Origin of the sequence: Mesorhizobium sp. WSM4976 (assembly GCF_029625685.1) — a bacterium.
Taxonomy (GTDB): domain Bacteria; phylum Pseudomonadota; class Alphaproteobacteria; order Rhizobiales; family Rhizobiaceae; genus Mesorhizobium.
On record NZ_JARTVT010000049.1, the window covers coordinates 1 to 24,440 of the forward strand.

At 59.6% G+C, this 24,440-nt stretch carries 20 protein-coding genes; 15 read left to right on the plus strand and 5 right to left on the minus strand.

Annotation, left to right across the window (positions count from 1 at the left end; translation table 11 throughout):
• The 11 genes from P9272_RS34080 to P9272_RS34130 form a co-directional block, all read left to right on the plus strand.
• Positions 1–573 (plus strand): hypothetical protein (locus P9272_RS34080; protein ID WP_278164498.1); only part of this gene is annotated, 573 nt, incomplete at its 5' end.
• A 352-nt stretch (positions 574–925) separates the two neighbouring features.
• The gene (locus P9272_RS34085; protein WP_278164500.1) at positions 926–1,852 is read left to right on the plus strand and encodes an IclR family transcriptional regulator; all 927 of its coding nucleotides are present in this window, start codon (positions 926–928) and stop codon (positions 1,850–1,852) included.
• Positions 1,853–1,963: 111 nt separating this feature from the next.
• Positions 1,964–3,346 carry an aminotransferase class III-fold pyridoxal phosphate-dependent enzyme gene (locus P9272_RS34090; protein ID WP_278164502.1) on the plus strand — a complete coding sequence of 461 codons (1,383 nt, stop codon included), beginning with the start codon at positions 1,964–1,966 and terminating at the stop codon, positions 3,344–3,346.
• Positions 3,346–4,869 carry an aldehyde dehydrogenase family protein gene (locus P9272_RS34095; RefSeq protein ID WP_278164504.1) on the plus strand — a complete coding sequence of 508 codons (1,524 nt, stop codon included), beginning with the start codon at positions 3,346–3,348 and terminating at the stop codon, positions 4,867–4,869. The genes P9272_RS34090 and P9272_RS34095 overlap by 1 nt, the downstream gene beginning before the upstream one ends.
• A complete protein-coding gene (locus tag P9272_RS34100; protein ID WP_278164506.1) occupies positions 4,866–6,551 on the plus strand; it encodes a thiamine pyrophosphate-requiring protein in 1,686 nt (561 codons plus the stop codon). The genes P9272_RS34095 and P9272_RS34100 overlap by 4 nt, the downstream gene beginning before the upstream one ends.
• Before the next feature lie 43 nt (positions 6,552–6,594).
• A complete protein-coding gene (locus tag P9272_RS34105) occupies positions 6,595–7,647 on the plus strand; it encodes an ABC transporter substrate-binding protein (protein WP_278164508.1) in 1,053 nt (350 codons plus the stop codon).
• Between the two features lie 78 nt (positions 7,648–7,725).
• Positions 7,726–8,913, plus strand: coding sequence for an ABC transporter permease (locus P9272_RS34110; RefSeq protein WP_278164509.1), 1,188 nt, complete (start codon positions 7,726–7,728; stop codon positions 8,911–8,913).
• A 1-nt stretch (position 8,914) separates the two neighbouring features.
• Entirely contained in the window at positions 8,915–9,745 is an 831-nt protein-coding gene (locus P9272_RS34115; RefSeq protein ID WP_278164512.1) for an ABC transporter permease, read from the plus strand.
• A 26-nt stretch (positions 9,746–9,771) separates the two neighbouring features.
• The gene (locus P9272_RS34120; protein WP_278164514.1) at positions 9,772–11,439 is read left to right on the plus strand and encodes an FAD-dependent oxidoreductase; all 1,668 of its coding nucleotides are present in this window, start codon (positions 9,772–9,774) and stop codon (positions 11,437–11,439) included.
• Positions 11,436–12,893: an NAD-dependent succinate-semialdehyde dehydrogenase gene (locus P9272_RS34125; protein ID WP_278164516.1), complete on the plus strand. Its 1,458-nt coding sequence runs from the start codon at positions 11,436–11,438 to the stop codon at positions 12,891–12,893. The genes P9272_RS34120 and P9272_RS34125 overlap by 4 nt, the downstream gene beginning before the upstream one ends.
• Positions 12,890–14,005: an ABC transporter ATP-binding protein gene (locus tag P9272_RS34130; protein ID WP_278164518.1), complete on the plus strand. Its 1,116-nt coding sequence runs from the start codon at positions 12,890–12,892 to the stop codon at positions 14,003–14,005. Before P9272_RS34125 ends, P9272_RS34130 begins: the two co-directional genes overlap by 4 nt.
• A 9-nt stretch (positions 14,006–14,014) precedes the next feature.
• Here the strand turns inward: P9272_RS34130 and P9272_RS34135 are convergent, their stop codons facing one another.
• The 3 genes from P9272_RS34135 to P9272_RS34145 are packed head-to-tail and all read right to left on the minus strand — an operon-like array spanning position 14,015 to position 17,275.
• On the minus strand, positions 14,015–15,031 hold the full coding sequence (locus P9272_RS34135) for a phosphotransferase (protein WP_278164520.1): 1,017 nt from the start codon (positions 15,029–15,031) through the stop codon (positions 14,015–14,017).
• On the minus strand, positions 15,028–16,308 hold the full coding sequence (locus P9272_RS34140) for an aminotransferase class III-fold pyridoxal phosphate-dependent enzyme (RefSeq protein ID WP_278164522.1): 1,281 nt from the start codon (positions 16,306–16,308) through the stop codon (positions 15,028–15,030). Before P9272_RS34140 ends, P9272_RS34135 begins: the two co-directional genes overlap by 4 nt.
• Positions 16,295–17,275 carry an NAD(P)-dependent oxidoreductase gene (locus P9272_RS34145; protein ID WP_278164524.1) on the minus strand — a complete coding sequence of 327 codons (981 nt, stop codon included), beginning with the start codon at positions 17,273–17,275 and terminating at the stop codon, positions 16,295–16,297. Before P9272_RS34145 ends, P9272_RS34140 begins: the two co-directional genes overlap by 14 nt.
• Positions 17,276–17,795: 520 nt before the next feature.
• On the opposite strand from P9272_RS34145, the gene P9272_RS34150 reads away from it, so the two are divergent.
• Positions 17,796–18,587: an SDR family oxidoreductase gene (locus P9272_RS34150; RefSeq protein ID WP_278164526.1), complete on the plus strand. Its 792-nt coding sequence runs from the start codon at positions 17,796–17,798 to the stop codon at positions 18,585–18,587.
• Positions 18,588–18,631: 44 nt separating this feature from the next.
• On the opposite strand, the gene P9272_RS34155 is transcribed toward P9272_RS34150, so the two are convergent.
• Positions 18,632–19,540 carry a LysR family transcriptional regulator gene (locus P9272_RS34155; RefSeq protein WP_278164528.1) on the minus strand — a complete coding sequence of 303 codons (909 nt, stop codon included), beginning with the start codon at positions 19,538–19,540 and terminating at the stop codon, positions 18,632–18,634.
• 291 nt (positions 19,541–19,831) lie between these two features.
• Here P9272_RS34155 and P9272_RS34160 point away from each other — a divergent pair, with 291 nt between their 5' ends.
• Both P9272_RS34160 and purU read left to right on the plus strand, forming a co-directional pair.
• Complete coding sequence (locus tag P9272_RS34160; protein WP_278164530.1) at positions 19,832–22,279, plus strand: FAD-dependent oxidoreductase; 2,448 nt, start codon at positions 19,832–19,834, stop codon at positions 22,277–22,279.
• Between the two features lie 120 nt (positions 22,280–22,399).
• On the plus strand, positions 22,400–23,251 hold the full coding sequence (gene purU, locus P9272_RS34165) for a formyltetrahydrofolate deformylase (protein ID WP_278164531.1): 852 nt from the start codon (positions 22,400–22,402) through the stop codon (positions 23,249–23,251).
• 204 nt (positions 23,252–23,455) lie between these two features.
• Here the strand turns inward: purU and P9272_RS36135 are convergent, their stop codons facing one another.
• Positions 23,456–23,962, minus strand: coding sequence for a formyltransferase family protein (locus P9272_RS36135; RefSeq protein ID WP_347404086.1), 507 nt, complete (start codon positions 23,960–23,962; stop codon positions 23,456–23,458).
• Between the two features lie 251 nt (positions 23,963–24,213).
• On the opposite strand from P9272_RS36135, the gene P9272_RS34175 reads away from it, so the two are divergent.
• Positions 24,214–24,440 (plus strand): hypothetical protein (locus P9272_RS34175; protein WP_278164533.1); only part of this gene is annotated, 227 nt, incomplete at its 3' end.

Sequence of the window (24,440 nt, forward strand, 5' to 3'; positions counted from 1 at the left end):
TTGCTCTCCTTGCAAAGGGCCAAAAGTGTAACCCATCTATCCGGAATGAACTGTCACCCATCTCTCGGGAAGGGCATCAACGACTTAGTCGATCCTGACAAACTCCGGAAAACGGCTGATCTACAGCATATCTACAGAATCCGAGATTGCTCTGGACCTGTTCTGATGGTTGCCGAGATCGCGCTGCGGCGCATGGGCTACGGCAAGGACGAAGTGACCGCCCACGGCGCCCCGCAACTACGATCCAGACGCCTGCATGTGACTTGGGGGCAGTCGGCTGCAAACTTCACCGAGAAGAAGATCGATGCGCTCCAGAGTCAGCTCTATTGGCGTGCTATCTATGTGGGAGACATTGATGCCCGCGTTTACAAACAGCTCTTTCACACGCCGTGCGGCGAAGGGGTTCTGCAAGCTGGCCAGACGAAGTCGAACAAGCCGGCGCTCAAAGCTGGTGTTATGCGAATGAACAAGGTAGACCAGTCGCTATCGGAGACGACGCTGCGCCCGCCGGGGCGCACCACTCTCCGGGCCTCGGCGATAGTTTCTTGCCCGTCACGTGGAGAGAGATGGTGAAGGACACGCTCGCAGCGACAGGTGTCGAGCATGCCGTCGTCGAAAGGGAGAGAGCGAGATTCGAACACGTGACGCCCTAGCCCGAGAGCCTGAACCTGAGCGCGAGGCTGCCGCCCAGTGAGCAGCCTAAGTGCTTATGGCGCTGGGGACTATTACGGCACCTGGAGGAGCAGCGAGCCGATTGTGGGACGCGCGTAGACTAACGGGCCACCTTCAGTGCCTCTAGCAAATCTCCCCACTCTTGCATTAGCATCACCCCTGCTCCCAATAGGTGCCTCGGTTGTAGGTCCGCCGGATGGCATTCTTGTCCTGATGCGCCAGGACCGCCTCAATTACGATTTCCTTCGTAGATTTGTTATCAACGTCGTTTATTATCCTGCAACCCATCGTCGCACTTGCGAGCCGGGCAACGTGCCAGCTTCCGTGCAACCATACCGAGCGCTATAAGGCTTGGCCCAAACGACGCCCGGCGCCATCGCTGAAACGCATCAGCCCATATGCAAGACAAATGAAAACCGTTCGAACCACGATCTCTGTCCTGAGGCAGTTTTCCAAAAACGAGCCCGAATTGGGCGTCAGCGAAATTGCACGGCGCCTCGGTCTCGACAAGGCGACCGTGCACCGGGTCTTGAAGACCCTCATCGCCGAGCGTTTCGTCGAACAGGATCCCGACACGAAACGCTACAGGCTGGGGTTTGCGGTCCTCGACATAGCTGCGGCCAGGATGGCCAGCTTTCATTTCCTGGCGAACACCGCCGCTGAAATTCAGCGCCTTAGCGCATCCCTGGGTGAGTCGGTCGCAATTCACGCCCTGGATGCCGGCGAAATGGTCTGCCTTAACTTCGTCGAGGCGTCGCAGCCGGTGCGGGTTTCCTTCTTCATCGGCGAGCGATTTCCGATTCATGTGACCTCGTCAGGCATGGCCGCTCTTTCAACGATGGACCGGGCGCAATGGGAGCCGCTGTTGGCAATCGCCAATCGCGACAAGCGAGCGCCGCCGGTGTCGCCCGTAGATATGGAAGCCAGGCTGGAAAAGGTCCGTCGCGACGGTTTTGCGGTTGTCGATCAAACATTCGAGGCCGGCGTGCGAGCGATCGCCAGCCCGATAAGGGACGGCAACGGCAATCTGGCCTGCACCATCTCGGTCGCGGCGCCCGCGCAACGCAGAAGCGTCGACGACATTGCCAGCTTGGCGCCAGCCGTGCTGGAGACCGCTCGTCGGATCGGCGAGAGCCTCGCCGGCCGCGTTACCGGCGACAAATTCTTCTCCCTCAAGTGAACTGATCCGCAGACTCTCCAACCTCGATTGACAGGCTCGAGGATTGATCGTAGCGTAGATATATAAACAACGCCGTTGATTTATTATCAACAAAAGTGACGAGCGCCGGACATGGACTTTGAGAACTACGGATCCTTCATCAAGGCGAACAATGCCCGGCACATCTTTCACCCGATGATATCGCCGCAGGAGACCTCGAAGTCTCCGCCGCTCATTATCAGCAAGGGCAAGGGCGTGTTCGTCGACGATATTGAAGGCCGCTCCTACCTCGACGCCGTCGGCGGGCTATGGAATGTGAATATCGGGCATGGCCGCGACGAGGTAAAACTCGCTATCGTCGAGCAACTTGATCGCATCGCCTACTATACGACGTTCGGCAAGACGTCGAACCCGCCGCAGATCGAGTTGTCGGTCCGGCTATGCGAGTTGCTGGCGGCCGAACAGATGGAAAAGGTTCTCTTTTCCTGCGGCGGCTCCGACGCGGTGGAAACAGCCATCAAATTGGCGCGCCAATACCACCGCCTGAATGGACAATCCGAGCGCGTAAAGATCTTCTCGCTGAAATATGGTTATCACGGGCTGCATTTCGGTGGCCTGTCGGCGGGAGGAAACCCTCCGTTCCGACAGGCGTTCGAGCCGCTTCTGCCCGGGTTCTTCCAAGTGGACAGCCCCTATCTCTACAGGAACCCGTGGACCGAAAATCCGCAGGAGCTTGGGCGAATTTGCGCCGAGCAGCTCGAGCGCGAAATTGTCTATCAGGGGGCACACACCGTTGCGGCCGTCATCGCTGAGCCGATACAGGGCGCAGGTGGCGTCATCGTGCCTCCGGAAAACTACTGGCCACTCCTGCGCGAGATCTGCGATCGCCACGGCGTCCTTCTTATCGCCGACGAGATCGTGACCGGTTTTGGACGTTCCGGCGAGATGTTCGGCTGCCGCCTTTGGGGCGTGAAGCCCGACATCATGTGCCTGGCAAAGGGCATCACCGCCGGTTACATCCCCTTGGGGGCCACGATGGTCAGCGCCAAGATCGCCGCTGCCTGGAACAATCCCGAAAAGCCCCTTCCTATCATGCACGGCTATACCTACAGCGGCCACGCGCTGGCTTGCGCAACCGCCAACACGGTGCTGGACATCGTGGTGCGAGAAAAGCTGCCGGAGAATGCCGCGGCTCGAGGCGCCGAACTGCTCGGTGGGCTGAAGGAAGTCGCGTCGCGTTCGGATATTGTCGGGGATGTGCGCGGGCGGGGGCTCATGGTCGGCATCGAGCTCGTTCGTGACAAAGCCACCAAGCAGGCTTTCGGTCCGGCCGACGCCGAGATGAAATTGCTTGCCGACACATGTCTCGAACTCGGTGTCGTCGTGCGCGTGATGGCTAGCAAGATCATACTTTCACCACCGCTCACTATTGAGGCGCAACAGGTCTCGACCATCGTGGACACGATTGATCGTGCGGTGGCCGTGGTTGAAAAGCAGAGGAAGGCCGCGGCCTGATGAGCGCTCAGGAGCTTCAGGATCGTATAGACAATGAGGCAGCGCGCAAGCTTGCGCCCGTGATGTCGTTTGTCGATGGAAAGGATGTGGGCTCGATTGACGGGCGGCGGATGAAATCGGTTTCGCCGATAGACGGAGCTGTGCTCACCGACTTTCCCGACTCCGGCACGCCAGACGTCGACGCAGCCGTTGTAGCCGCACGCCGTGCCTTCGTCGATCGCCGCTGGTCGGGGCTCGGGCGGCGCGAGCGCAAGAAAGTCTTGCTGCGCTTTGCCGAAGTTATTGCCCGGCATCAGTTCGAACTTGGCGTCCTGCAATCGCGCGACATGGGCATGCCGGTGTCCATGGCGATCAACATGGATGCTGGCGAGGCGGCAAATACCATCCGCTGGTATGCCGAAGCCCTGGACAAGCTGAGCGATGAACTGCTGCCGCTTTCGGAGCGCGAAACCGGCCTGATCGCCAAGGTTCCGGTCGGCGTGGTCGGCGTGATCGTTCCATGGAATTTCCCGCTTATGATCGCCGCCTGGAAGCTGGGGCCAGCGCTGGCAAGCGGCAACACCGTCGTGTTGAAGCCTGCCGAGGATGCATCTCTGGCGTTGGTGCGCCTTGCGCAGCTCGCTAGCGAAGCGGGCGTCCCGGACGGTGTCCTGAATGTGGTCACAGGGCGCGGCGAAACCGCGGGCCGCGCCCTGGCGCTTCATCGCGATGTCGATGCGCTGACCTTCACCGGCTCGGGTCGGGTCGGTGGACTGGTCCTGCAATATGCGGGCCAAAGCAACCTCAAGCGAGTCAGCCTGGAATGCGGCGGCAAGACGGCCAACATCGTCCTGGCCGACGCACCCGACCTCGAGGAAGCCGCGCAGACTGCCGCGCGCGCTATATTTCGAAACCAGGGCCAGATCTGCAATGCGCCGTCGCGGCTGCTGGTGGAAGCTTCGATCCATGACGACTTCGTAAAACGGGTCGTCGAAATCGCATCGACTTTGCGGACGGGCTCCCCGTTGAAGCTCGACAGCGATCTCGGTCCAGTGGTCAATGCGCATCAGCTCTCGGGCATCACCGCGGCCATCGAAAATGCGGCGACGCATGGGGCGGTATTGCGTCTTGACGGCCGCAGCGCCGCCAAGCCCGCACAAGGTTCCTACCTCGGGCCGACTATCGCGACAGAAGTCGACCCGGCCTCGGCCCTGGCTCAGGAAGAGGTCTTCGGTCCGGTTCTGGCAGTGATATCGATCTCGAACCTCGATCATGGGATCGAGATCGCAAATGGCACGCGCTACGGGCTCGGCGCCGCGGTGTGGACGCGTGACATCGACAAGGCCCTGTATGCTAGCGAACGTCTCCATGCCGGCAGCGTGTTCGTGAACGCGGCTGGTGGCGTCAACGTGGAAATGCCCTTCGGCGGCTTCAAGGAATCCGGTTTCGGCCGCGACCGCTCACTGCATGCTTTCGACAAGTTCACCGATATAAAGGCGACACTGATCCGTCGCTCTGGCCGCAACATCGGAGAGACGACGTGAACGCGATACCCCCTCCGGCCTCGGCCACACTCACCGCCGCCGCAGTGTTCCTGGAAACGTTGAAGCGCTTGGACGTCGACTATCTGTTCGGCAACGCCGGCACGGATTTCGCCGCGGTCATCGAAGCCTACGCGACGCATCCTTATCCCTCGCTGCTGCCTGTTCCAATCACGGTGCCGCACGAAAATTTGGCCGTCGCCATGGCTCATGGTGCGTACTTGGCCACGGGTCGTCCACAGGCAATCATGGTTCACGTCAATGTCGGGACCGCCAACGCAGTCTGCGGACTGATCAATGCTGCCCGCGAGGAAGTCCCGCTTATCTTATGCGCCGGCAGAAACCCGATAACCGAGACGGGCTCGACGGCTTCGCGCAACGCCTTCATCCATTGGGCGCAGGAGATGTTCGACCAGGCTTCCATGGTTCGCGAAGCTGTCAAATGGGACTATGAGCTTCGTCGCGGCGACCAGGTCGAGATGGTTGTCGAACGAGCGGTTTCAATAGCCATGGCGCACCCTCGCGGGCCGATCTATCTGACGCTGCCTCGCGAGACGTTTGGCGAACCGGCGTCTCATTCGGGCCAGCGGATCTTCTCGCCGGTTTCTACACCGGCGCCGGACCCGCAAGCGATCGCAGGCGCGATCGACCTGCTCAAGGGCGCAAGGAAACCACTTTTGGTTACCGGAGGCCTGGGCCGGGAAGTCAGAGAGCGTGAAGCGCTGTCGGCGTTGCTTGCCAAGCACGATATCGCGGTAACGACCCACCGGCCGCGCTACATGCCCTTGAGCCTAGCGCATTCAAACTTCGTCGGCTTTGAACCAGGGCCTCTGGTCGAGGAAGCCGATCTCGTCATCGTGGCAGCCTGTGATGTCCCCTGGATCCCACTGCATCACAATCCGAGCGCGACCGCGAAGATCATTCATCTCGGTTACGACCCAAATTTCTCCCGTTACCCGCTCAGAGGGTTTGGTTCCGACCTTTCGATCGCCGGCGATCCCGCCGCGGCCCTTGGCGCTCTCGCTAAGATCCCACGGAGCGACAGCGAGGTCACCGACGCACGGCGTATCTGGCTCGCGAGCAAGCGGACTGCCTTCGAAAAGTCACAGCGAAGGCAAACGGGGCAGAAAGAGCTTCCGACCTATGACGATGTCGCGCGCGTGCTGGCAGTCTTGTCGCGCCCCGACGACAGGATCTTCGTCGAGACGGCTTTCCCAACGGACCTGCTCAATATTGAACCGGGTGGCTATTTTGGCGCGCCGAGCTCTGGAGGACTGGGCTGGGGCCTGGGCGCGGCGCTCGGCATGAAGCTCGCTGCGCCTCATGGGCGTGTCATCACGCTGGTGGGCGATGGCGCCTATATGTTTGGCAACCCCACGCCGGCTCATTTCGTATCGCGCGCCAATGATGCCCCGACCCTCACGGTCATCCTGAACAACAGCATGTGGGCAGCCGTACGCCGCGCAACTCTGGCGGTGTATCCCGACAGCGCCACGAAATCGAACAAGAATGCCGCCTTCACCTATCTCGAGCCTTCGCCCGACTACGAAGTCATCGTAGCGGCCAGCGGCGGCTACGGAGAGCGTGTCGACCGCACGGACCAGATTGCTGGAGCGTTTCAGCGGGCGTTCGATGCGGTCGACAAACAGGGACGCCAGGCCGTCCTCAACATAAACGTTGCCTGATGGGGACCGGAGCTGCGGCTCCTAAACAGAGAGGAGAACACCGATGAGACTGACACATTACATTGCAAGCCTGTGCCTGGGCGGCGCGGCCATACTGGCCACGGCCTGGACCGTGGAGGCTCAGCAAAAACAGATCACCGTCGCCAATTTCGGTGGCCTGGTGCAGGACATGGTGCGCGAAATCTACTTCAACCCGTTTGCGGCCACCGGCGTGAAGCTGGTCGAGGATTCGCGCGATTACGGTATCGGCGTCGTCCGCACCCGCATTGAGGGCGGCAACAATACTTGGGATGTGGTCGCTGCCGAGGACATCGAGGTGATCCAAGGGTGCCAGGAGAAGCTCTTCGAGAAGATCGACTATTCCAAGATCAAGGATGCCGACAAGCTGATTGCGGACGCCAAGCTCGACTGCGGCGTCGGCGAGATCCTCTACAACATGTCGATTGCCTACGATCCGGCAAAGACGCCCGAGGCGCCGCAAAGCTGGGCCGATTTCTGGGACATCAAGAAGTGGCCGGGCAAGCGCGCACTGTATCGCGACCCGCGTGACTCGCTGGAGGCGGCGCTGCTTGCCGACGGTGTGGCGGCTGGCGACGTCTACAAGGTCCTTGCCACGCCGGAGGGACAGGATCGCGCTTTCGCCAAAATCAAGGAACTGCTGCCGAACATCATCTGGTACACAAATCCAGGACAGTCGCGGCAGATGCTTGCCAGTGGCGAGGCGGCGATGATTGCTACGTATGACAGCGGCATCAATGCAACGAACCTGAACGCCGGGTTGAAGAACAAGGTCGTCAACAACAATTCGATCCGTCACATCGACTACTGGGCGATCCCGAAGGGAACGCCGAACCTCGATACCGCCTATGACTTCCTGAACTTCGCGACGGATGCTGGCAGGCAGGCCGAACTTGCCTCTAAGATGGGTATTTCGGTGCCCAATACGGACGCGATCGCCAAAGTGGATCCGAAGGTGCTTCCCGTTCTGTCAGCCAATCCCGACAACATCAAGACCGCGATCCAGTCGGACGCGCAGTTTTGGCTGGATAACTATGACGCGCTGAGCCAGCGTTTCACCACTCTGATCGGAAAGTAACCACAATCGAGAGGATGGAGGTCGCGCGACATCCATCCTCTCAGGGCCAAGTGCATGGTTGGACAGACGAGAAGCCGGGTGGGCTCCAAGAGATGGCGCAATGTCAGGGCCTTTGGGCTCGTCGCGCCTCTGTTCGGCTTCCTGATTGTGACATTCTTCGCTCCCATCGCGCTTGTGCTGTGGCAGAGCGTCTGGGAGCCGACGGTGGCCAGAGCGTTTCCCAATACCGCGGTGGCGCTTCGCGCTTTTGACGGTGAGAGCTTGCCTCCCGAAGCAACGTTTGCAGCACTCCAGGACGATCTGAAAACGTTGGCCGGAACCGACACCCTGGCCAAGGCGGCAGTCAAGTTGAACATCGCCATGCCCGGCTTCCGCTCACTTCTCTTCAAGACCTCGGACGCGGTCGAGAAGAGCCCCGCGCAAATGTCGACCAAGGACTTTGTCGCCGTCGATGGTCGATGGGGGCAGGTGCCAACCTGGGCTGCCATCAAGCGCTCAGTGAGTCCATTCACCGACGCCAACCTTCTGGCTGCTACCGATCTGCAGCGAGACGATCGCGGTGCCATTCAAAAGGTCCCGGCAGACAGGGCCCTGTTTTTATCGCTTCTGTCTCGAACTTTGATAATGGCCGCCTCGGTCACCCTTATCTGCCTCATCGCAGGATTTCCGCTCGCCTATTTCATCGCCAGCTCGCCACCGAAACGTGCGGGTCTCCTGATGATCTTTGTGCTTCTCCCGCTGTGGACGTCCATTCTGGTGAGGACATTGTCCTGGACCGTCCTGCTGCAGCGCGAAGGCGTGATCAACGCCTTCCTGTCCAGCCTTCACCTGGCCGGTGCTCCCTTCGACCTGATGTTCAACCGCGCCGCCGTCTACATCGGAATGACCCACATCCTGCTGCCCTTCATGGTGCTGGCGCTCTTCAGCGTCATGAAGAACTTCCCCCACGGGTTCCTGCAAGCAGCTTCCTCGTTGGGCGCTAGACCATACACGGTGTTTCGTCGCGTCTACCTGCCGCTCGTCATGCCCGGTGTCATATCCGGGTGCCTGCTTGTTTTCATCCAGGCCTTGGGTGCTTACATCACCCCACTCCTACTCGGAAATCCCAGCGACCAGACCATTGCGCCGACGATCGCCTTCTATGTCACCAAAAGCTCGAACTGGGGCCTTGCGGCGGCGCTCTCCCTCATCTTGCTGATCGCTGTGGTTTTGCTTTCCCTGATCTACCGGGCGGTTGCCGGCAACAAGACCGTCGGAGTCTCGTGACATGGCCAAAGCGCTACGCCTGACGCCGCTACAAATTGCCTGTCGCTGGGGCGTGCCGGTCGTCAGCACTCTAGCATGCATCTTTCTTGTAGCGCCTATCCTTGTGTTCCTGCCCTTGTCGGTGAACTCGGGTTCTTTCTTTCACTTCCCGCTCGATGGCCTGAGCCTGCGCTGGTACGACGATCTCTTCAGTTCACCGTTCTGGATTCGGTCGCTTTTCAATTCCCTGATAGTCGGCTTATTCGCAACCGCGCTGTCGTTGGTTCTTGGCGTGCCCGCGGCTTTTGGGATCTGGTCGGGAGACTTCCAAGGCAAGGGCTTGCTACTCAGCCTGTTGATCTCGCCGATGATGGTTCCAGTGATCATCACAGGAGTCGCGGTCTACTACGCCTCGGCGCCGTTCCATTTGAACAACACCTATCTCGGCTTGATCCTGTCGCACACGGCTATCGCTGTGCCCTTCGTTATCGTGACGGTGTCGGCCAGCCTGTCCGGCTTCAATCCAGATTACCTTCGCGCGGGTGCAAGTCTTGGGGCGCGGCCACCGCTTGTCTTTCGGCGCATCACCTTGCCGCTGATATTCCCCGGCGTCATCAGTGGGGCTCTGTTCGCCTTTTCGGCATCCTTCGACGACGTGGTCATCGCACTTTTCATGGCCGGGCCTGAGCAGCGGACACTTCCGCGCCAGATGCTGGCGGCAAGCGTAGACGGCTTCCGCCTGACCATTACAGCCGCAGCTTCTGTGATGGTGGCTGTGTCCATCGTGCTGATGCTGGTGATCCAGCTCATTCAAAGACGCAGCCGCCGTCTGGCAACAACCGCCGACGCGTGAATTCCTCTATCCACGGGCTTTGGGTTATGAAATTCGACACGGATGTATTGATAGTGGGCAGCGGCCCGGTTGGGTTGACGCTCGGCATGGAACTGGCCGACCGCGGGATCAAAACCTTGGTCGCGGAAATGCGGACCGAGGGCGAGCCGCCCAGCGTGAAGTGCAACCACGTGTCGGCCCGCTCCATGGAGATATTCAGAAGGTTTGGCGTGGCTCACAAGCTCCGCGACGCTGGCCTGCCCTCCGACTACCCGAACGATGTTTCCTACCGCGTTAGTTTCACCGGGAAGGAACTGTCCCGCATTCCCATACCATGCCGCCGGGACCGATACACCGCGAAAGGAGGCCCCGACACATGGTGGCCTACCGCGGAGCCGCCGCACCGGATAAACCAGATTTACCTTGAGCCGGTTCTTTTCGAACACGCGCGCGGCGTCCCCGGGCTGACGCTGCTCAACCGGATCATCATCGATTCATATGAGCAGGATGAAAATGGCGTCGCGGCAAGTGGTCGTCTGATCGATGGCGAAGTCCCTGTCAGTATCAGGGCAAAGTTCCTTGTCGGCTGCGACGGCTCGCGCTCGTGGGTGCGCAAAGCTATCGGGGCTCAGTTGGCCGGTACAGCCGTCGTTCAGCGCGTCCAGTCAACCTACATCAAGGCACCGGGGTTGCTGGCCCTCAGCGGGCAAGTGCCCGCCTGGGCGACTTTCTCGCTCAACCCTCGCAGGTCAGGCAATGTCTACGCGATCGATGGCCGTGAAGACTGGCTCATACACAACTATCTCAAGCCGCAAGAGGAAGACTTCGATGCTGTCGATCGCGACTGGGCGATCCGCGCCATACTCGGCGTCGACCAGTCCTTTTCCTATGAGATTTTAAGCAAGGAAGACTGGATAGGCCGGCGGCTGGTCGCGGACAGGTTCCGGGACAGGCGTGTCTTCATCTGCGGTGATGCAGCCCATCTTTGGGTCCCGATGGCGGGCTATGGGATGAACGCCGGCATCGCCGACGCGGCCAATCTGGCATGGCTGCTTGCCGCGCATCTCAATGGCTGGGCACCTGCTGAAATCCTCGACGCGCACGAGCAGGAGCGGCTGCCGATCACGGAGCAGGTTTCTCACTTCGCCATGAACCACGCGATCGCGCTTTCCAAGCAGCGCGGTGACGTGCCGGACTGCATCGACGACGACACGCCCGCCGGCGCCGAAGCGCGACAGAAGCTGGGCAAGCTGGCCTATGACCTCAACGTCCAGCAATATTGCTGCGGCGGGTTGAACTTCGGCTATTTCTACGACCACTCACCGATCATCGCTTACGACGGGGAGGCGCAACCTATCTACGGCATGGCTGACTTCACGCCATCGACGGTGCCGGGGTGCCGAACGCCCCACATCTGGCTGGATGATGGCAGCTCGCTTTACGATGCACTGGGTGCGGACTACACGCTGCTCCGCTTCGATCCATCCATCGACGTCTCGGATCTCCTGAAGGCAGCACGGGCGCGCGGCCTGCCGCTCAAGCTCCTGGACGTCACTTCGAAAGCAGCCACCGACGTCTACGATCGCGCCTTGGTGCTGTCCCGCCCCGATCAGCACGTGGCATGGCGCGGTGACACAACGCCGGCTGATCCGATGGCGCTGGTCGATCTGGTTCGAGGTGCAAAGTCCGCTGCAGCCGCGAGGCGCGCGGCATGAGCGGTCTGGCAGATTCTTCGATGCAGTCATACCCAGTCTTGAAGCTGTTTTTCGGCGGCGAGTGGCATGACATTGGCCGGCGCGACAGCATGCCGGTGGTCAACCCGGCAACCGAGGCCACTCTCGGATACCTCCCCGTCGCGACAAGGGCTGACATGGATGCCGCGCTTTCATCGGCGGCATCCGGGTTCGAGCTTTGGAGAAAACAATCGCCTCTGGCGCGATCGGATGTCTTGCGCCGTGCCGCGAGCCTGATCCGCGAACGCCTTCACGCGATCGCAGGACTGATTACGCAGGAAGAAGGCAAGTCGATTGCTGAGGCGCGCATCGAAACAGAGGCAGCAGCGCAAACCCTGGAGTGGTTCGCAGAGGAAGGCCGGCGCAGCTATGGCCGAGTGATCCCTTCGAGGATCGATGGTATGACGCAAATGGTGGTGAAGGAACCGGTCGGTCCCGTACTGGCTATAGCTCCCTGGAACTTCCCAGTCGTCAATCCGGCTCGCAAGCTCGGTGCCGCCCTTGCAGCCGGATGCTCCTGCATCCTCAAACCACCGGAAGAGGCTCCGGCAAGCGCAACCGCAGTCGTTCGTGCGTTGGACGACGCAGGCTTGCCGAAGGGTGTTGTCTCAATGCTCTTTGGGGTACCGGCAGACATTTCGTCATATCTCATCGCATCAGACGTCGTGAGAAAGATTTCCTTCACCGGATCGGTTCCCGTCGGCAAACATCTGATGTCGCTATGTTCGTCCGGCATGAAGCGAACCACGATGGAACTGGGAGGGCACGGACCGGTCATCATCGATCGCGACGTCGACCTCGACGCGGTCGTCAAGTTGTCCGCCTTCGCGAAATATCGCAACGCGGGTCAGGTCTGTGTCTCGCCAACCCGGTTCTATGTGCACCAGGCGATCTACCACGAGTTCACCGAGCGGTTCGCTTCGGCGGCGCGCACGATCCCGGTGGGCAACGGGCTCGGCGAAGGTACGATAATGGGGCCGCTCGCGCATGAGCGGCGTATCGGCGCCATCGAGACACTTGTCGCCGATGCCGAGCGTCATGGCGCAAAGGTCCGTGCCGGCGGCCGGCGCCGAGGCAATGAAGGCTACTTCTTCGAACCGACTGTGCTCACCGACGTTCCTGAGGCTGCCAGGATCATGAATGAAGAACCGTTCGGCCCCGTCGCGCTGCTGAATCCGATCGACTCGATCGAAGTCGGGATCGAGAAGGCGAACAGGCTCTCATATGGTCTGGCCGCTTACGGTTTTTCGCAAAACACCGCCGTGACCAAGAACCTGGCCAGCGGCCTTCAGGCGGGTATGGTCGGCATCAACAGCTTCACCATCTCGTTTCCGGAAACCCCGTTCCTTGGCGTGAAGGAGAGCGGCCACGGTGCCGAGAACGGCATAGAAGGATTGGAAACCTGTCTCGTCAGCAAATTCGTGAGTCAGTCGTGAGCCCGGCTACACTCTCCAAACAGTCCGATGCCGCGACACCCCTGGTGCGCTTCATTGGGGTCCAGAAATCCTACGGAGCAATAAACGTCGTACGCGACCTGAATCTTGATGTCTTCAAGGGCGAATTCCTGACCCTGCTCGGCCCTTCCGGATCTGGCAAGACAACCACCTTGATGATGCTTGCCGGCTTCCAGGATATTTCCGCCGGCGAGATACTGCTTGATGGCCAACCCATCACGCAGGTTCCCGCCCACGATCGTGGCATCGGCATGGTCTTTCAGAGCTATGCTTTGTTTCCGCATATGACCGTTGCGCAGAACCTCGCCTTCCCGCTCGAGGTACGCAACGTCGGCAAATCCGCAATCTCGACGCGGGTGAAAGCAGCGCTAGACCTGGTCGAGCTGTCAGGCTTCGGCGAACGCCGTCCCGCGCAATTGTCGGGCGGACAACAGCAACGCGTCGCTCTGGCTCGAGCGCTGATTTTCGAGCCGCAGGTCGTGCTCATGGATGAACCCTTGGGCGCGCTGGACAAGCATCTGCGCGAGCAGATGCAATATGAAATCAAGGCACTTCATGATCGGCTCGGCACCACCGTGGTCTATGTGACGCATGATCAATCGGAAGCATTGACCATGTCGGATCGCATTGCGGTCTTCAACGGAGGTGTGATCCAGCAATTGGCGACGCCGAAAGAACTTTACGAGCGGCCCGCGACAGCCTTCGTTGCCCAATTCATTGGCGAAAACAACGTGTTCACAGGCGAGGTCGTAGAGACGGGCAAGGACGGAACCTGCTCGGTGAGGCTCGGCTCTGGAGAGGTGCTGCGTGCGATTTGCGATACCGTGCCGGCGCAAGCCAAGAAGGTCGCGCTCTCGGTCAGGCCCGAACGGATATCTCTGGGCCAGTGCTCGTCAACGAAGGCCAATCGCATCGCGGGCAAAGTTGTCGACACGATCTACCACGGTGACCATATCCGCGTGAAGATCGACGCAGCTGGCTCGGATAATTTCATCGCGAAGATCGTCAATCAAAGATCAGAAGTCACGATCGAGCCTGGCAGCAATATCGACATATTCTGTGATCCCGAGGACTGCCGCGCGTTTCCTGCTTGAGCGGGTGGCCTATCCCTCGTCCAGATAGGCTTCGATCACGGCACACGCAGTGGCTGAGATCTCCCCTCCAGCTTCCCGGGCTATGTCGCTGTCGGCTCGTGACTGCATCCATCCAAGCAGCGCGAACGCGCGAACCGTGACGCATGTCTGCAAGAGACTAAGGTCATCCTCGGTCAGCGATCGCTCCAGGCTATAGCCCTCCAGAAGCGAGGCCTTGATAAGCGGATATGCTGGCTCCAGCTGGTTTTGATAGAGCGCCACCCCGAGATCATACATGTGCCATCCAAATCCGCAGTCATCGAAATCGATGACCTGGACCGTGTCGCCCCGAAGCAGGAGATTTTCCCGCACCAGATCGGCATGGATCAGGCCGAAGTTCCGGTCGCTGATTCTATAGTCCGAAAGCATATCCATGGCCTTCAGGCGACCACGCGCAACCATCTCGCGCTGCTCGGCTGCAATAAGGGTGGACGTGTGGAACTCGCCCCAGTTGGGGTTTCGGCCGAAGAAGCCGTCGAAATCCCAACGATGCCGCTGGAAGCCCGCCGGCGGTCGCCATCGCGCCGTCGCATTGTGCATACTGGCAATCGTCCTACCCAGTTCATGAAAGATCGCGGCCAGCCGCTCGCTCCCATGCAGCAGCGGAACTCTCGCCTGACCCAATGCATCTCCTTCCAGCCAGCTAAGGCAGTCGACCTGCCGAACCTCACCATCGGCCGCCGCGATGTGAGAAAGCAAATCTCCTTGTCGCGACGGGATCGGCTCGGGAGCAGCTATACCGTGTGATCGCAAATGAGCCATCCACTGCAGTTCGGAGCGTAGTGCGGCGTCGGAATGGTAGCGGAGCCTGTGGATTCGCAGCGCCGCCGATCGGCCACCGGCTAACGTGACCCGAAACACCGCGTTCTCGCGAAACTTGAGCAGTTCCGGCTCGCTTTCATCGAGCGGCCAGATACTGCGAGCGTCGCGAGCGACTTCGCTCAGAATGTCGATGGGGGAGTGCAATGCCCTTTTTGGCGCCTTCATGGCAGCACTGCTGCGATCGCCTTGTCGAGAGTTTCGACCAGCAGGGCAGCGTTCTCACGAGAAAAGGGCATCGGCGGTCTTATCTTAAGCACATTGCCGTAGATCCCGGTCTTACCGATCAGGACGCCGCGCCGCCGCATTTCGTTGATGATCGCATTTGCCAGCTCGGGCGCCGCCTCAGCTTTGGAGCGATCAGATACGATCTCGGCGCCGAAAAAGAAGCCTGAACCGCGGATCTCGCCGATACATCGATGCCGTTCACCGAGGGGACGCAACATCTCGAGCGCCTCGGCGCCAACCGCCTTGGCGTTGGCGAGCAAATCCTCCTGATCGAGAACGTCAAGCACCGCGTTGGCCACCACGCATGACACCGGATTGCCGCCGAAGGTGTTGAAGTAGCGGAATGCGTCGCGGAACGTTGCGATTATCTCCGGCGTGGTCGTTACGCCAGCAACCGGATGCCCGTTGCCCATGGGTTTACCCATGGTCACGATGTCGGGCGTAAAACCCGCATGTTGATGCCCCCAGAAATGACTGCCGCTGCGACCGAAGCCCGCCTGGACTTCGTCGGCAATGATCAGGCCGCCCGCTGCCCTTATGACCCCGATCGCTTCGTCGAAGTAGCCGCTGGGCAGAGTCGGAAAACCTTCATTCGCGAGCAATGGACAGATGATCAGCCCGGATATGCCGATGCCCTTCTCAGCAAGCGATGCAACGGCCTTGCGGACTTCCTCGGCGAACCGTCGACCGCTCTGCAGGTCTTCGGGGTGGCGGAAACTGTCGGGAGATTCTACTAGCCGCACATAAGGCGCAGGCCCGCCGATCGGCGGCATTCGAGTGCTGATCTGGGAGACCGCGGCGGTGTTGCCATGGTAGGTCGCGTCGGTGGCAATTATGCCCATGTGCCCGCTGACGGCCTGAGCCATCCGCAAGGCGATATCGTTGGCCTCACTGCCCGTGCAGGTCAGGATCGCCGATGAAAGTCCGGCAGGAAAAGTGCCTCCCAACCGTTCGACATAGTCGAGAATGGCGGTATGCAGGTATCGTGTGTGTGTGTTCAGAAGGCCTGCCTGGCGATGCAGCGCCTCGACAACATGCGGATGACAGTGTCCGACATGGGCCACGTTGTTGTAAGCGTCGAGATATCGCTTTCCCTCCGCATCATAGACCCATACGCCTTCGCCACGGACCAGTTCGACTGGATCGTCATAGAAGAGCTGGGACTTAGCTCCCAGCAGCCGTGCTCGACGTTGCAGAATTTCGCTAGAGTGGCTCATGCTGTGCTCCATTGAAGCGCTGTGACCACAGGCGCAGCACATCGTGATTGAACAAGTGAAGCGGCGGACCGCCCCCTAGCACCGCTTCGAGGTTCTCGATCAGCGTTCGGCCAAGCGCGGCCATCAGTTCTTCTGTATGGCCGATATCGTGAGGGGTCAGAATAACGTTGGGAAGACGCCGCAGGGGATGATCGATGCTGAGGGGTTCTTCGGCAAACACGTCGAGCGCCGCGCCGGCGAGGCTGCCGGATTCCAAGGCGGCAACGAGCGCTCCTTCGTCGATGAGGTTACCGCGTGACGTGTTGACCAACACGGCATCGCGCTTCATGAGGCCAAGTTGACGCTGGCCTATCAGACCGAATGTGTCGGCGCTCAGTGCCGTGTGCAGGGAGATGACATCGCTCTCCCGCAGAAGCCTGTCGAGTGCCACCGCGGTCGCTTTGCCGCCACCGCTCGACTCCTGAACAAAGGGATCGCTGAAGAGAATGCGAGCGCCCCAGGGGACTAGCAACGCGGCAGTCGCCTGTCCGATACGCCCGAAGCCGACAAAGCCGATGACCTTTCCTCGAAGCATGCGCCCAAGCACGATAGGCTCTCGCCAGAGACCTGCCTGCAGAACTGACATCTTCTGCGGCAGCCGGTGCATCAGGGCCGCAATCAACGTCACCGTTGCTTCAGCCATGCTGTGGACACTCTCAGCGGGCGCGCCGTGACCTACAGCTATGCCGAGCTCCGTCGCCGCCCTTACATCGAGCGGATCAACTCCGATCGTGGGAAATAGAATGCAACGAAGCCGCCTTGCTTGCCGCATGTGTGCGCGGTCTATATGCAGACGCGGCGTCGCGACGATGACGTCCACTTCCTCGAGGAGTCGATCCCATTCGTTCGGGATCGGCGAAGGCGAGGTCAATTCATGCCCAGCGTGCACCACCAGACGACGGGCCCGTTCAAGCACATCGCCGAGCACCGCACTTTGGGGGATCGCGATCCTCAGAGAATTACTCCATCGCCAGCCGTGCCGAACCGCCACCGTTCCGCAACCGGCGCCAGCGCAGGCATCCAGTAATTAACGTGCGAATTATTCTGGCGCCAGCGTTTTTTTCGATGGCATGGGCGACGCGACGCCAACGTACCGACCGCACGGGTGGAAGCAGGGTAGATGCCCGCTCAAGCTGACGCCGTATCGATCCTGGAGTTCCGGCAAGGTTTCCGGCCTTCCCCGGGGAGTCGGCAGCTGGCCGAGGCTGCACAAGGCCGCGATCTAGCACGATCGCGTATGGAGGTTGGTTGGCCTCGCCATCTTAAAGCTGAACTACCCACTGTCTAAACATTATCGGCCATTGTTTCGGTATGGCGGCGCTTGAGTATATCCGCCATCGGATGGCACACGACACGCGCTGGGCCATTCGACGCCACACCGGTTGATTGTCGCCGTGCAGGTTCGAGGGCCGGTGGAGACTAGCCAATCCACATGAAGGACCTTCCTCATGAGTTATCTGAATCTTCCGCCGCTGGACTTCGCCTCGCAACGTCTCAAGGACAAAGTGATTTTTGTCACCGGGGCCTCGAGCGGCATCGGTGCCGCTGCCGTTCGCCTGTTCGCGCGCGAGGGCGCTCAGGTCGTCGCCGCCGCTCGCCGGCGCCAAAAGCTTGAGGCGCTGTCACGAGAACTCGAGCAGCAAGGGTTTTCGGTAGCTTGCGTCGAATGCGATGTTCGTGGCGAGGCTTCCGTGTCAGAGGCTATCGATTTCACTGTCGCGCGATATGGACGCCTGGACGGAGCATTCAACAACGCTGGAGTGCATGCCCCTCGCCTGCCTATTCATGAGGCCAGGGTCGAGGACTTGGATGCAGTCCTCACGACCAATCTGCGCGGTGTCTTTCTGTGCCTGAAGCACGAGACCGCCGCAATGTTGAAGTCCGGAGGCGGAGCAATTGTCAACACATCGTCGATTGCCGGTCTCATAGGCGCTCCCGGAAACAGCATGTACGCTGCCAGCAAATGGGGACTGTCAGCGCTGACTAGATGCGTTGCACTGGACTATGCCCGCAGCGGCATTCGCGTGAACGCCATCGCACCCGGACCGACACGATCGGAAATGTTTGATGATTGGCAGACCACCGAAGATGACAGGGCCAGATTGGCGGACAAGTTTCCGATGAACTACATCGCGCACCCGGACGATATGGCCCGCGCCGCGCTGTTCCTGCTTAGCGACGAGGCACGCTGGACGACCGGAATAACGCTGCCTTGCGAAGGCGGCCGCAGCGTCGCATGATCGCCAGCCAGCCTTCTCCAAGTCGGACGCGTTGATCCGTTGACCTAGAGTGCCAAAGCGGAGCGTTGCCTCGCGATGTTCAGAAATTCCGCAATTCTCGGGTCCTTGCGGCCGGATGGGTAGCACACATATAGGAAGTCTGGCTCTGGCATATACTCTGTAAGGACACACTCCATGTTTCCTGCTTCGATGTCGCCTCGCGTCAAGTCATAGTATGTGTAAATCAAGCCTTCGCCATTTCTTGCAAAATGGGCCATTGAAAGGTGATCTTCAAAAGTCATGACCCCGTTAGGGTCGATGACTATCTTGCGGCGATCCCTATAAAATTCCCATTTGTAATGCGATTCGTGACCACGCCAGCGATATCGGATGCAGCGGTGCTCAAGCAGGTCTTCCGGCATCGTCGGGCGGCCGTGACGATCGAAATATGCGCGGGAACCTGCGACCACCCAGCTGATCGGTTTTCCCACGCGCAGGGCTTTCATGTCTGGCTGGAGGAACTCCCCTAGCCGTATCCCAATATCGTATCCGAGACCCAGTATATCTCCCGGACCGTCGCGGACTGCCAGTTCGATGCCGATTTCTGGAAACGCCTTTCGGTATCTTTGAATGAGCGGGCGTGCCGTCGATTCAAGCGCAAGCGTCTGGACACAGATTTTCAAGACCCCACCGATGCCCTTGCCCAGATTGCTCACGCTGGTCAGGGCGTCGAAGACATCCGCTGCGGCGGGCGAAACCTGATCGTAGAGCAGCTGGCCGGCCGGAGTGAACCGCACCTTACGGGTTGTCCTGTGGAACAGCTGTACGCTGAGCTTTGCCTCCAGGTTCCTGATGGATTGGCCAATGGCAGCCGGAGTCACGCCCAGCTGCCTCGCGGCCGCGGTGAAGTTCATCGTCTCGCCGACCGCCAAGAACTCCGAAATGCCTTTGAAGGGGCTAATCGGCAGGGCCATCCTATAGCTCGGCTATCCTCTGTTTAAAGATTATATGGAATTGTTTTATTTTCGGTCGCTCCCAGAATGCAAGCCGATATGTGACGAAGTCGCTGCCTTTGGCTTCTCAAAGGGAAAGGGCGAGCGTCGATCCTTGCCCTCGATCATCGCGGTCAGGCTAAAGGGGCCTCGGCAACGACGTGGCGGGCTGCATGGTCGAGAATGCCTATTCTGTTCTTTTCGAACCGATCAACGCGAAGGGCACGCAGCGTCCGCACGCCTGATCATGCAGCAGCATTTAGGAGATACTGCTTGACCAAACAACTTCCCTCAAAGGCCGATGTGATCGTCGTAGGTGGTGGCATTGTCGGCTCAGCCATCGCCTACCATCTTCCGAAATTTGGCGTTCGCAATGTCGTCCTTCTCGAGCGCAAGAAGCTCACGTCGGGAACGACCTGGCACGCGGCTGGCATCATCGGGAGGATGCGCCCGGTGCGCGCCCAGGCGGATCTGATGAAGTACGCCATGGACCTGATGAGGCGCCTCGAGGACGAGACCGGCCAGGCAACGGGCTTCAAGCAGAACGGCGGATACCAGATCGCCTTGAACGAGGACCGCCTTAACCTGATCAGGCGCTCGGTTTCGCTTGCGGAATATTTTGGCATCCCCTCGCGCATGGTTAGTCCGCAAGAATTGAAGGAGGTATGGCCGCTCCTCAATGTGGATGATGTGCTCGGTGCTGCCCATCTCCCCGAAAATGGCCAGGTGAGTCCTGTCGACTACACCATGGCCCTGGCAAAGGGCGCGCGTCAGGAAGGGGTGAAGATCTTCGAGGACACAAAGGTCGCCAGCCTGATCAAGCGGGGCGACTGCATCGTCGGGGTCGAAACCGAAAGCGGCGCTGTTGAAGGCAAGATGGTCGTGCTGGCGTGTGGCATGTGGACACGCGAACTGGCTCGGACCGTAGGGGTTCACGTTCCCCTGCACGCGGCGGAGCATTTCTACATGGTCACAGAGCCCATTACGGGCCTGGATCCCAAGCTGCCCATCCTGGTTAGTCTGGAGGAGCGAGCCTACTACAAGGAAGACGCTGGCAAGCTGTTGCTTGGATTGTTCGAGGCGCGCGGCAAGTCCTGGGCGACGCACGGAATTCCAGAGGATTTCGAGTTCGACAGCTTGCCGGAGGACTACGAACATTATGAAAATGAGCTCGCCCTTGCCGCCAGGCGCGTGCCCTCCCTGGAATCGGCAGGCATCCAGACCTTCTTTGTCGGTCCCGAAAGCTTCACGGCCGACGGACGCTATCTCATCGGGCCCGCGCCGGAGGTCAAAGGACTTTTCGTGTCGGCAGGCTTCAATTCGAGCGGCATCATGTCCTCGGCCGGCATGGGCAAGGTCGTTGGCGAGTGGATTGCCAAGGGCAGCAGCCCGATCGACATGCATGCCTTTGCGCTTTCGCGATCGATGCCGTTTCAAGCGAACCGGTATTTCATGGAAGAACGCGTCAAGGAGTCCATCGGCATTTGGGCAAACATGCCGTGGCCAGGGCGGCAATTGACGAGCGCGCGCGGGGTCCGCCGCCTGCCGCTGCACAATGAGCTGAAGGCCGCAGGAGCAAGGATGGGTGAGCGCGTCGGTTGGGAGTTCCCGCTTTGGTTCGCGCCGCCCGACGTTGAGTTCAGCTACCGGTTGGGGCGCCAAGATTGGTATCCCTATGTGCGCCAGGAATGCCTCGCAATCCGCGACGAGATGGCAATCATCGATCAGTCGGCCTATGCGAAATTTCTGATATCGGGACCAGATGCACTGAAAGTTCTCAACCGCATATCGGCGGCGGACATAGACGTGCCGGTCAACAAGGTCGTCTACAGTGCCTGGCTCAACGAAAGAGGTGGCTTCGAAGCCGATCTGACCGTTACCCGTCTCGGGGCCGACGAATTCATCGTGATCTCCGGCTTCGCGGACCAGCGCATCGACATGGTCTGGCTGAACGATCATCTGCCTGAAGGCGCCGACGTCACCATTCAGGATGTTACCAACGCATATGGTTTGCTGGCACTCATGGGTCCAAAAAGCCGTGATCTGCTGCAATCGCTGAGCGACGATAATCTCGCCAACGACGCATTACCTTTCGGCTTTTCCGCCGAGATCAATCTTGGCCATGTCACGGCGCGCGCGTCCCGCGTGACGTTCGTCGGTGAACTTGGCTATGAGATCCTGCTGCCAACCGAAATGTGCGGTTACCTTCACGACCTGCTCATATCGACAGGCGGCCCGTTCGGTCTCCGCTATGCCGGCCTTCACGCCGTCGCCGCGTGCCGCCTTGAGCGCGGTTATCGCCTCATGGGCGTCGACATTGGTGCCGAGGATACCCCTATCGATGCAGGATTGGGCTTTGCCGTTGGTTGGACCAAGCCGGACGACTTCATCGGACGTCATATCGTGGAGGCCCAGCGAGGCAAGGCGCCGCGCTCGCGCCTTCTTCAATTCTCGCTTGGTGGCGCTGATGATACGCCAATACTGATCGGCAACGAGGTGATATGGCGCGATGATGAGCGCGTCGGCACCATAACCTCGGGCGGTTGGGGGTTCCGTATCGAGCAGTCCTTGGGAATGGGCTACGTCCTGGCTGATGCTGGCGTTACTGCTGATTGGATCAAGCAGGGCCGTTTCGAAATCGAGGTTGCTGGCGAGCGTTTCCCAGCCGTGGCGCAATTGGCGCCGTTCTATGATCCCTCCGGCGAGCGAACGAAGATGTGAGCGCTTTACCGGCGAATGCCGGACGCAACTGTCGCACCTTGTTTGCCTATCACCAAAGGGGCTTGGGAACGAGTTCTCCCCAAGTCGCTCATTGCCTTCAAAACGAAACGGATTTCGCGGATGTCAACCGACTCTTTTGTTCTTACGCTAAGCTGCCACGATCGACCCGGTATAGTTGCGTCCGTGACATCGGAGCTTGCGGCACTTCAGGCGAATATCGAGGAGAGCAACCAATTCTGGGATCGGGATACAAATCGGTTCTTTATGAGGATCGTTTTCTCGGTGCCGCGCGAAATCGGGAGGCAAATCATCGCCGACGCGCTGGCGACGCAAGTCGAACGGCTTGGAATTGATTACGAGCTCCGGGATAGGTTACGGAAACCGAAGATCATCATAATGGTCTCGAAATTCGACCATGCTCTGCTGCATTTGCTTTATCAGATAAGGGTCGGATGGTTGAGGGCGGAGGTCCTTGCAATCGTGTCGAATCATCCTGAATGCCGTGATCTGGCGGAGATGCACGGGATAGATTTTCATTACTTGCCGGTAACCAGAGAGAATAAAGCCCAACAGGAAGAACGGCTGCTTGAGATCGTCAGGCTAGGTTCCGCTGAGCTTGTAATCCTCGCTCGTTACATGCAGGTATTTTCCGATTCCCTGTCGCGACAACTCTACGGCAAGGCCATCAACATCCATCATTCTTTCCTGCCTAGCTTCAAGGGCGCGAAGCCCTATCATCAGGCATTCGAACGCGGCGTGAAATTGATAGGTGCAACCGCCCACTACGTCACATCCGACCTTGATGAAGGCCCGATCATTGAACAAGAGACAGAACGCGTAACACATGCAATGAGCGCCGAGGACCTAGTGGCAACCGGGCGTGACATTGAGAGCCGTGTCCTGTCACGCGCTGTGAAGCTGCACCTTAAGTCGCGTGTCGTGATCAACGGCCACAAGACGATCGTGTTCTAGCCGAGTAAGTAACGAGGCCTCAACTCTTTGGCGCAACGTGCCGCCCGCTGGATGCCAGCAGCCCAGCAGCGAACCATCGATGATACTTGGCGCCGTACCGACCGCCTCGTCGAAATCATTGAGGGAACCGAACGCAGAAACTACTTCAAAAAGGCCAGATACGTTTCCGTCAAAACATAAAAGAGCCTAATTCCAACGTTTAATCTACGCCACGTTGAGATTGTTGTATTTCTCGACCGCGTGCCGTGACTTGTCGCGGCCGAAGCTGGACTGCTTGAGCCGGGCGGGCCGGTGAAGTCGGCAACGCCATAGGCAGCACCCGGCCCTCCCGATACAACTTGACAGTCCGAGCGAGCACTCGGCTTTCGATGTCTCGGCCAGGGCCACGAAAACGCAGGCACTCATGGCATGCGTGGCGTCCAGTCTCCTGCTCGATAATCGGGCCCTCATCAAGGTGCGCCGTCGCGTAATCGGCAGCCGCGCCGATGAGTTCAACATCACACTTGTGCGCTTGGTGGTAGGGCTTGGCGCCCTTAAAGACGGCTGGAAGGAACCGTGGATGTCGATCACCTTTCCATCGAGCCGCTCCGATAGTTTGTCCGGCAGGGCCTGCATATAGCGCGCAAGAAGAACGAGATCGGCGCCAGTCGCGCGCACCAGATCGAGCAGCTTTTTCTCCTGCTCGGCCTTGTTATCGCTATTGACCGGCAAGCAGTAGTAAGGGATGTCGCCAGTTCGAAGGTTCGCCTGCCGTCCTAGTGGCTTGCAAACGATGGTAGGTCAGATGTAGCATAGCTTAGTCAAACTTCGACATGACGATGATCCTGGGCCGATAGGCATGGCCGGCGATCGTGGTCGCCATCTAGAACCGCTCGACCGCAGGCTTCAGCGCGCTCTCGATATTCCTCCCTGGAAACACGTTTGGGCATCGTGAAGGCAATACTCATGAGGAAGCGGCCGGTATGCCGGTCCCAGAACTGCGCACTCTCACTGATATTGGCACTAGATGCTGCGAGCGCGGTCCTTACGGCGGCAACGATGCCGGGCGTGCCCCCCACGGTAGCTTGAGTACGAAATTGCGGTCGGCTTGCCTCGGCCGCCAATCAGCATGCTCAAAGCGCCTTTTGCAGCTCCGGCAAAATGACGAAGAGATCGCCGACCAGGCCGTAGTCGGCAACCTGGAAGATCG